The sequence below is a fragment of the Candidatus Aquicultor sp. genome (assembly GCF_054640775.1).
Genome location: NZ_JBTSLF010000118.1, coordinates 1 through 8222 on the forward strand (window position 1 = coordinate 1; position 8222 = coordinate 8222).

8 protein-coding genes are annotated in these 8222 nt (G+C 52.6%); all 8 read right to left on the minus strand.

The window, feature by feature from the left end; genetic code table 11:
* A partial coding sequence (locus tag ACYC56_RS09970; RefSeq protein WP_461374031.1) for a pyridoxal-phosphate dependent enzyme occupies positions 1 to 522 on the minus strand: 522 nt, incomplete at its 3' end.
* An 18-nt stretch (positions 523 to 540) separates the two neighbouring features.
* Positions 541 to 1539: a tryptophan--tRNA ligase gene (trpS, locus tag ACYC56_RS09975; protein WP_461374032.1), complete on the minus strand. Its 999-nt coding sequence runs from the start codon at positions 1537 to 1539 to the stop codon at positions 541 to 543.
* A 33-nt stretch (positions 1540 to 1572) separates the two neighbouring features.
* Complete coding sequence (locus ACYC56_RS09980) at positions 1573 to 2229, minus strand: phosphoribosylanthranilate isomerase (RefSeq protein ID WP_461374033.1); 657 nt, start codon at positions 2227 to 2229, stop codon at positions 1573 to 1575.
* An 89-nt stretch (positions 2230 to 2318) separates the two neighbouring features.
* Positions 2319 to 3653 carry a TrpB-like pyridoxal phosphate-dependent enzyme gene (locus ACYC56_RS09985; protein ID WP_461374034.1) on the minus strand — a complete coding sequence of 445 codons (1335 nt, stop codon included), beginning with the start codon at positions 3651 to 3653 and terminating at the stop codon, positions 2319 to 2321.
* A gap of 61 nt (positions 3654 to 3714) precedes the next feature.
* Positions 3715 to 4491, minus strand: a complete 777-nt coding sequence (trpC, locus tag ACYC56_RS09990) for an indole-3-glycerol phosphate synthase TrpC (protein ID WP_461374035.1) — start codon at positions 4489 to 4491, stop codon at positions 3715 to 3717.
* The gene (gene trpD, locus ACYC56_RS09995; RefSeq protein ID WP_461374036.1) at positions 4488 to 5519 is read right to left on the minus strand and encodes an anthranilate phosphoribosyltransferase; all 1032 of its coding nucleotides are present in this window, start codon (positions 5517 to 5519) and stop codon (positions 4488 to 4490) included. The genes trpC and trpD overlap by 4 nt, the downstream gene beginning before the upstream one ends.
* Before the next feature lie 18 nt (positions 5520 to 5537).
* A complete protein-coding gene (locus ACYC56_RS10000) occupies positions 5538 to 6128 on the minus strand; it encodes an anthranilate synthase component II (protein WP_461374037.1) in 591 nt (196 codons plus the stop codon).
* A gap of 522 nt (positions 6129 to 6650) precedes the next feature.
* Positions 6651 to 7997: an RAD55 family ATPase gene (locus ACYC56_RS10005; RefSeq protein WP_461374038.1), complete on the minus strand. Its 1347-nt coding sequence runs from the start codon at positions 7995 to 7997 to the stop codon at positions 6651 to 6653.
* Between the last annotated feature and the right edge of the window lie 225 nt (positions 7998 to 8222).

Genomic DNA, 8222 nt, shown 5'->3' on the forward strand with positions numbered 1-8222 from the left:
CATAGCGTCCTTTAGCGTCTTTGTTCCGCTGGTGACCGGGATGACCTCGGTTCCCAGAAGATTCATCCTGAACACGTTAAGAGACTGGCGCCTCGTGTCTTCCTCCCCCATGTAAACCTGGCACTCGAGTTCGAAGAGTGCGGCGGCGGTTGCGCTTGCCACGCCATGCTGCCCCGCCCCGGTTTCGGCGATAATGCGTTTCTTGCCCATGCGTTTCGCGAGAAGCGCCTGGCCGATCGTGTTGTTGATCTTATGGGCGCCGCCGTGGCATAAGTCCTCGCGCTTGAGGTATATCTTTGCCTTGCCGTAGTGCTTGGTGAGCTGCTCCGCAAAGTAAAGCAGGGTCGGCCTGCCGATATATTCTTTTTGATAGAATTCAAGCTCGGCTTTAAATTCCGGGTCATCCTTGTACCGGGCGTACGCCGCTTCAAGTTCTTCGAGCGCCGTCATCAAGGTCTCCGGCACGAATTTGCCGCCGAATTCCCCATAATGACCCCGCTCATCCGGTAATACATGTTGCATTCAACTTACTCCTTTTGCCTAGAAATACGTGAGACCCATTCTCTCCTTGGTCTCATGGAGGGTTTGCCGGGCGATTTCCCTGGCCCGGTTGCTGCCTTCGATGAGAACTTCGCGGATATATTCGGGCCTAAGCGACAGGGCGAGCCTGCGTTCTCTAATCGGACCGAGGTCGCTTATAATGTCGTCGGCCAGCTTCTGCTTCATATCCGAGTAGCGAATCTTTCCCTCGTCATAGAGCCGCTTAAAATGGTCATAGGTCTCCTTGGATGAGAAAAGGCTCATGAGCTGGAACAAGTTTCTCGTACCCGGGCTCATCTCTCCCCCACCGGGACCGATATCCGTTACCGCTTTCGCCAGCTTCTTGCGGATGATGTCCGGCGGGTCGACAAGCGCGATATAATTGTGTGCGCCGAGGCTTTTGCTCATCTTTTTTGAGGGCTCGGTGAGCGACATTATCCTCGAGCCCCCCGCAAGGTACGCCTGCGGTTCCGGGAATACGTCCCCATAGATAGATGTATATTTAGAATTAAAAGCTCGAACGATTTCCCTGGTCAACTCCAGGTGGGGGAGCTGGTCCTCGCCGACGGGGACTATCGTGCTTTTGTAAAGGACGATATCCGCCGCCATCAAGACCGGATAGCTCAACAACCCCATATTTACCTGTATCTTTAATTGCTTGGCTTTCTCCTTGTATGTCGGAACCCGCTCGACCCAGGAAACCGGGGTTACCGAGTTCAAAAGCCAGGCCATCTCTGCATGTTCAGGGACGAAGGACTGTATCAAGAGGGTGCTCTTGTTCGGGTCGAGACCGGCTGCCAGGTAATCCAGCGCCGCGTCGAAAACCCGCTTGGGCATGTCTTCAGGCGCATACGGTTCGGTTATCGCATGAAGATCGACGATGCCGAATATCCCTTCGAAGCTGTCCTGCAGTTCGATCCAGCTCTTTATCGCTCCCAGGTAGTTACCTATATGAAGCTCGCCCGTCGGCTGGATTCCGCTGAAATAGCGCTGTCTCATTCACCCTCTCATCTGGTTACCGCTGTACCGGTTTTATCCTTCACATTCCCTTATTACTTTCATAAACTCGCGAAGTTTGTATTTATCTTTCTTGCCGGGTTTTAACTCGACGCCGCTGCTCACATCAACCGCAAACGGTTTTACGACCTTTATGGCGAGGGCGACGTTTTTGTGATCGAGCCCTCCGGCCAGGATCAACGGCTTCCTGGATTCCAGGTTGCGGACCAGTTCCCACTTCAAATGGATGCCGGTTCCCCCATATTGCCCGCGGGCATAGGCGTCTACCAGGTAGGCGACGACATTGCTTGCGGGGTCGAGCAGCGTCTCGGCTTCGAACTCGTTTTCGTGGAAGATCCAGTCTTCGATCTCGGTGTAGTTGCGCATTCTGAAACCCTTGATGACCCTCTGGTGGAACTGCTGGCAATACGAGCCGGTTTCCTCGCCGTGAAACTGCAGGGCATCAAGCTTGCAGTAGTTGGCGATGGATTTGACTTCGCGGGCCGGGTGGTTTACAAAAACGCCCACCGTCGAAATAAACGGCGGCAGCTCCGCGATGATTTCAGCCACCGTATCGGGCTTTACCTTTCGCGGGCTTTCCGCAAAAACAAAGCCCAGCGCATTCGCCCCCAGCTCCGCCGCCAGAAGCGCATCCTGCATATTCGTTATCCCACAAATCTTCACACGAGTCACCAAACAACCCTCACTCTCGACCCAGAAAGGTTTTCTCCTGGATTCTGGCTCCTGACTCCTGGCTTCTATCTTGCATTCTAGACCCTACGTTATTCGTTGTCTGGGCCGCAGGCCAGTGCGAAATCGTAATCTATTAGATCCTCTTTCAGGTAGTTGTCGTATGCCGTCATATCGAAATAGCCGTTTCCGCTGAGACCGAAGAGAATGACCTTTTCCTCGCCGGCCTCTTTGGCTTTGAGGGCCTCGTCGATCGCCTGGCGGATTGCGTGCGAGCTTTCCGGCGCCGGGATGATTCCCTCCGCCCGCGCAAACTGAATTGCCGCTTCAAACACGTTTGTCTGCTTGTACGCAGTCGCCTCGATTATGCCTTTGTCATACAGCAGGCTTATGATCGGCGAGTCGCCGTGGTATCTCAAACCGCCTGCGTGAATGCCGGCCGGTATGAAATCGTGACCTAGCGTATACATCTTTGCATACGGCGTCATTCCGGCGACATCTCCCAGATCATACCGGTACTCGCCTTTGGTCAACGTCGGGCACGCTGTCGGCTCGACTGCAATCACCCTCACGTCTTTACCCGCAAACTTGTCCTGGATAAACGGGAAGGACAGACCAGCGAGATTGCTGCCGCCCCCGCAGCACCCGATTACTATATCCGGATAATCCCCGGCCATCTCCATCTGCTTCTTGGCTTCAAGGCCGATGACCGTTTGATGCAGGAGCACGTGGTTGAGAACGCTTCCGAGGGCGTAATGCGTATCGTCCCTGGTTGCGGCCTCCTCTACGGCCTCGCTTATCGCTATACCGAGAGAACCCGGTGAATTCGGGTCTTGCTCAAGAACCGTGCGCCCCGCGTTCGTCAGGTTGGTCGGGCTCGCATGCACGGTGGCCCCGTAAACCTCCATTAACGAGCGGCGGTAAGGCTTTTGCTGGTAGCTGACATTGACCATGTAGACGACGCACTCCATGTCGAAGAAATTGCATGCCATAGAGAGCGCGCTACCCCACTGACCCGCACCGGTCTCGGTCGTTAATCTGTTTATACCTTCTTGCTTGTTATAATATGCCTGTGCGATAGCCGAGTTCGGTTTGTGGCTACCGGTGGCGTTTCCACCTTCGTACTTGTAGTAGATTTTAGCGGGAGTATCCAGGGCTTTTTCAAGCCTGCGCGCCCTGTAGAGCGTCCCCGGCCTATACAGTTTGTAGATCTCGATGACTTCGTCGGGAATCTCGATCCAGCGCTCGGTGCTCACTTCTTGCCCGATGAGCGCCATCGCAAAGAGGGGAGCGAGATCGGCGGGGCCTATCGGGTCTTTTGTCGCTGGATGCAGATACGGCTCCATCGGATAGGGAAGATCCGCCAGGATATTATACCAGGCCGCTGGAATCTCCTTTTCACTTAAGATAAATTTGTTAGTTTCCAACTAGAACACTCCTTTTCTTTACTCACTAATCACGCACTAAACTACTCATGAAATTACGCTTTTATAAATGACTGATATTTGTCAGTTTGGCCAGTTTCCCGGCCGGATCTTTGCTTTTAAGTAACGATTCCCCGATAAGAAACCCCCTCGCTCCGGCATCCAGCAGACTCTTGATATCTGAGCTGCGAGAAATACCGCTTTCACTTATGACAATCCTATCATCCGGGACGAATTGCATCAAATTAATTGAGGTATTTAAATCGGTTTTGAGCGTATCCAGGTTGCGGTTATTGATACCGAGAAGCCTCGCGCCGCTCGCAATCGAAACTTCGAGTTCGACCCTGTTGTGCGACTCGAGCAAAACCTCAAGACCAAGCTCGTGGGCCAGGTTTAAGAATCGCAGGATTTGCGTATCGCTTAAAATGGCCGCTATCAACAAGATCACATCCGCCCCGTAGGCGTAGGCCTCATATATTTGGTACTCATCGATAATGAAGTCTTTTCGAAGGATGGGGAGCGACGTACTGCGCTTTACCTCAAGCAAATCTGTCGGGCTCCCCCCAAAGTACTTCTCGTCTGTAAGCACGGATATACCCGCCGCACCGCTGCTTTCATAGATCGTTGCAAGCTCGGTCAAGCTATACCCGCAGTTCATGTCACCGCCAGAGGGTGAGCGTCGCTTTATCTCAGCGATGATGGGCACCTCGCGCAAGCGGATGCTTTCGATGAGGCTGCGGCGTTCGATGCCGTCACCGGGCTTCATCTCGTTTACCGGGCTGAGCTTCTTTAACGCCTCGACATAAAACTTTTTGTCCTCGACGATTTGATTGAGAATCACTTCAATTCCCCTACGCTCGGTTTGGCGCCGAATTCGCGCAGCGCCTCGAGTTTGGCAAGCGCCCTGCCGCTATCGATGGATTCTTTAGCCATTTGCATACCCTCTTCAAATGAGGATGCTTTGTCGGCGGCGATCAACGCGGCGGCGGCGTTCATCAAAACGATATCTCGTTTCGGGCACTTGGCGCCTTTTAGAACCTGTAATGTCAGCCCGGCGTTGTCCTCTGCGGTGCCGCCCCGCAAGTCCTCGATCGTCGCCCGTTTTACGCCGCACTGCTCGGGGATGATCTCGTATGTCTCGACCTCGCCGTTTTTAAACTCTGAGATAACGCTCTCACCGGTGGTGGAGAGTTCGTCAAGGCCGTCATGTCCGTGAACGACAAGGGCGTGCTTTATGCCGAGGTTTCCGAGAACCTGCGCCATGACTTCGATCAGCTCACGGTCGTAGACGCCCAACACCTGTGCGGTTGCGCCCGCGGGATTGGTGAGGGGGCCGAGGATATTGAACACAGTGCGCACACCAATCTCGCGCCGAGGCCCAATCGCATGCTTCATCGCGCCATGGAAGTTGGGTGCGAACATGAAGCCGATCCCGATCTCTTCAATTGCGCGCCGCACCTCGTCGGGGGTCATATCGATTCGTACGCCGAGGGCTTCAAGAACATCCGCGCTTCCGCTCTTGCTTGAAACCGAGCGGTTTCCATGCTTTGCGACCGGTACGCCCGCGCCCGCCACGACAAACGCAACGGTCGTTGAGATATTAAACGTATGCTGCTGATCTCCACCGGTGCCGCAGGTGTCTACGATGTCAACGACATCGGGCGTTATCCTTCTCGCTTTATCTCTCATGACTTTTGCGAAACCGGATATTTCATCAACCGTCTCGCCTTTCATTCTAAGTGCGGTAATGAACGATGCGATTTGCGCCTGCGTCGCCTCCCCGCTCATGATGATATCCATCACTCGTTCGGCTTCATCCCTTGTGAGGTCTTTGCTATCGATAACGGTTTTTATCGCTTCAACTACCATTTTCTCTCCTCCTTAATCCTAGCCAACAGCGATTCTGTCTATGCGGTCGGCTCCAAGAAAATTCCTCAGGATGGCCTTTCCTTCGCTTGTGAGTATCGATTCGGGGTGGAATTGCACGCCCTCTACGGGGAACTCGCGGTGCCGTAGTGCCATAATCAACCCGTCTTCGGTCTCGGCCGATATCTCGAGACAGGACGGGAGCGTTTCTTTCTCGACGATGAGCGAATGATACCTGGTGGCGGTAAAAGGATTGGGGATACCCGAAAATATCGTCTTGCCATCGTGGAGTATCTTCGATGTCTTGCCGTGAACCAGCGTACCCGCGTGGACGACCTTTCCGCCGAATGCCTCGCCTATCGACTGGTGCCCGAGGCATACGCCAAGCACCGGGATAGTCCCGGCGGCTTCCTTTATCAGGTCGATGGATATCCCCGCGTCCTCGGGTCTGCCCGGGCCCGGGGATATAACGATACGGTCGGGCTTCATCCCCATAACATCCTTGACCGTTTTTTCATCGTTCCTGAACACAACCAGCTTCTCGCCCATCTCTGCAAGGTACTGGACCAGATTAAATGTGAACGAATCGTAGTTATCGATCATCGCTATCATATGCGTTCCCTCCTGCTTCTTTCTAACGCTTCTCTTATCAACAAACCATGTGCCCTAATTACGGTTGTTAGCGATTGGCGATTAGAAATCTGATTGTTTTAATCGCTAATCGCTCTTCGCTAATCGCTGCTCTTAAATCGCTCTTTGCTACAATAAAAAAAACCCTCAATCCCATATGGGACGAGGGTTATAATCTCGTGGTGCCACCCAACTTCACAGTTGCTAAGGGATGAGATTCTCTCTTTCACCTTAGACTACTGCCTTAGCGCCGAGGTACTTCGAGCTTTAAGCTCGTTTATACCTGCCTCCTTGTAACGGTGGAGGATCCGGTGGTGCTACTTCGCATCTGTTGTTCGCACCTACACCTCAGGGGCCCACTCGACTGGTAACACTGGTACCGGCTTTCACCATACCCGGTTCGCTTCTTACCGGTTAACTCAGTCTACTTTCCCCATCAACGGCATCGTTTTTATAATTAACATGACAATAGCACAGGCTTTTGGTGGGTGTCAATCCTTTGCTCTATTTTGTCTTCTGTTTAGCCTTTGTTGCCTGTGCTTTTGGCATTACATCAGCCTGCTCTTTATTTTTCCCGATCAGCAGGGTATAAAGGCAAACATCGCCTTTTAGCAATCCGTCTGCATTATCCGTGGATAAAGACAACGACTTAAGTGCCTGTGAGCCGTAACTTATATCTTCCAAAATGTTGCTCTTGCACACAAGGGTCTCGCTGTGAATCGGCTTCCCATCGACATATGTTTTTCCCAGGATTAATTCCCGAACATTTTGGTGGCAAACACAGAATGGGTGGACAATTGCGCGATCGGGATACTTTTTCCTGTACGAGTCGGTTAGAGCGATAAGCGCTTCATAATTCTTGTCGCTCAGCTCGATTATCGTCGCCCTGAAAGGACATATCGCAGTTGCGTAAATATCGTTGCCGCGCAGCAGCGGTATCGACTCGAGTTTTGAGATGCCGGCTTCGCCCTTTTCAACGGCACCGAAGAATTCCTGCTGATCTGCATAATGCTCTTCTGGGAACGATTGTCCCATCTTAAGAAGAGTATCCTCGATCAGCCTGACGGAAACATCGAGCGAAGGCGCGCCCACATTTGAGAGGGAGTTTAAGAGGCCCTCGACAACCGGCCGGCGGGTCGCCGATCCGGTGATCAGGTGATCCGCCTCATACTGATCGCCGATTTTATATCCTTTATTGGTTATCGTATATTCCAGAATCGCATTGCTATGTGCACTCGCCCTGTGCTTGAGGACCAGAAGCGCCTTGCGCACCCTCGACTCTAGCTCAACGTACTTGAGCTGGATGATCGTTTCAACGATGTAGGGGAGGCCGAACTCAAGGCCGCCCACATCGCCCATAAACACCCTGTCCTCCTGGAGCAACACGCTGGTGACCTTGTGCCGTCTGAAAGAGTTGACCATCATATAAGCGAGGCTTCTCATTTTTCTAGATTCTTCCTCGATGACCTCTAGATGGTTAAATGCATCTACGACGGCCCTTTTCACGCCATACTTGAGAATCGCCTCATCGAACTCACCGCCGGGCTTTCTTACCATGCTCAAGAAGACTTCGGGGTTTGTAAATATCATCTTCAGCTTGCCGGCTTTTTCGTACGCTTCAAGATCGATCCCGATCGAGCGGGCATCTCTATAGAGAGAACCCGAGAACTCCTCGAACGTTACATAAAGACCGGCTTCCCCGTTTTCGATACCGGTCGCGAGAAACTGTAGTCCTAACGTTGTCTTTCCTGTGCCTGGAGCGCCTTTGACCATGCATGCGGCGCCGTCGTATAAACCGCCGCCCAGCATCCGGTCTAAAGTGCCGATTCCAGTCTTGATTCTCTTTTCCATACTGCTTCCATCCTTTGGAACCGATCCTAAATTGAGTTATCCTGCTCGTGTCGAGACATTGGCCGCTACTAAATAAGCTGTCATTTGTCAACATAGAGCATAACAGTTATATTTTAGGTGAAGTTTGTGAAAAGAGCAACATTGAGGGGGAGTAGCGAGCGGCGATTTTAATTCTTCCGATTTTCCGCATCGCTATAGGTTCCGCGGGCCGCATTTGTGGTTTCG

What these genes read in the sequence shown, in the direction of transcription:
- trpS (WP_461374032.1), bottom strand. Translation starts at nt 1,539, where the DNA reads ATGAGACAGCGCTATTTCAGCGGAATCCAGCCGACGGGCGAGCTTCAT.
- trpD (WP_461374036.1), bottom strand. Translation starts at nt 5,519, where the DNA reads ATGGTAGTTGAAGCGATAAAAACCGTTATCGATAGCAAAGACCTCACA.
- ACYC56_RS10000 (WP_461374037.1), bottom strand. Translation starts at nt 6,128, where the DNA reads ATGATAGCGATGATCGATAACTACGATTCGTTCACATTTAATCTGGTC.
- ACYC56_RS10005 (WP_461374038.1), bottom strand. Translation starts at nt 7,997, where the DNA reads ATGGAAAAGAGAATCAAGACTGGAATCGGCACTTTAGACCGGATGCTG.